At 58.2% G+C, this 1,079-nt stretch carries 1 rRNA gene; it reads right to left on the reverse strand.

Annotated features, from left to right (window positions below):
- Window positions 1-827 (reverse strand): 16S ribosomal RNA (locus ACIQFZ_RS43565); the annotation flags it as partial.
- Window positions 828-1,079: the final 252 nt, after the last annotated feature.

Genomic DNA, 1,079 nt, shown 5'->3' on the forward strand with positions numbered 1-1,079 from the left:
CGGACGACGTGGAATGTCGCCCACACCTAGTGCCCACCGTTTACGGCGTGGACTACCAGGGTATCTAATCCTGTTCGCTCCCCACGCTTTCGCTCCTCAGCGTCAGTATCGGCCCAGAGATCCGCCTTCGCCACCGGTGTTCCTCCTGATATCTGCGCATTTCACCGCTACACCAGGAATTCCGATCTCCCCTACCGAACTCTAGCCTGCCCGTATCGACTGCAGACCCGGGGTTAAGCCCCGGGCTTTCACAACCGACGCGACAAGCCGCCTACGAGCTCTTTACGCCCAATAATTCCGGACAACGCTTGCGCCCTACGTATTACCGCGGCTGCTGGCACGTAGTTAGCCGGCGCTTCTTCTGCAGGTACCGTCACTCTCGCTTCTTCCCTGCTGAAAGAGGTTTACAACCCGAAGGCCGTCATCCCTCACGCGGCGTCGCTGCATCAGGCTTTCGCCCATTGTGCAATATTCCCCACTGCTGCCTCCCGTAGGAGTCTGGGCCGTGTCTCAGTCCCAGTGTGGCCGGTCGCCCTCTCAGGCCGGCTACCCGTCGTCGCCTTGGTGAGCCGTTACCTCACCAACAAGCTGATAGGCCGCGGGCTCATCCTGCACCGCCGGAGCTTTCCAGAATCACAGATGCCTGTGAAACTCGTATCCGGTATTAGACCCCGTTTCCAGGGCTTGTCCCAGAGTGCAGGGCAGATTGCCCACGTGTTACTCACCCGTTCGCCACTAATCCCCACCGAAGTGGTTCATCGTTCGACTTGCATGTGTTAAGCACGCCGCCAGCGTTCGTCCTGAGCCAGGATCAAACTCTCCGTGAATGTTTACTCGGCCAGTAAATTAATACTGCCGGTGACACATCACGAGAGCGGAACCAGAGAGGAGGAATAGTCCCCTCGGTTCACAGCGTCCTCGCTGTGTTTTTTCAAAGGAACCTCGCCCCAGCAGATTGCTGGAGACGGGGTATCAACATATCTGGCGTTGACTTTTGGCACGCTGTTGAGTTCTCAAGGAACGGACGCTTCCTTCGTACTCACCCTCTCGGGCTTTCCTCCGGGCGCTTCCCTTCGGTG

The sequence above is a fragment of the Streptomyces sp. NPDC093064 genome, from assembly GCF_044754605.1.
Taxonomy (GTDB): Bacteria; Actinomycetota; Actinomycetes; order Streptomycetales; family Streptomycetaceae; genus Streptomyces.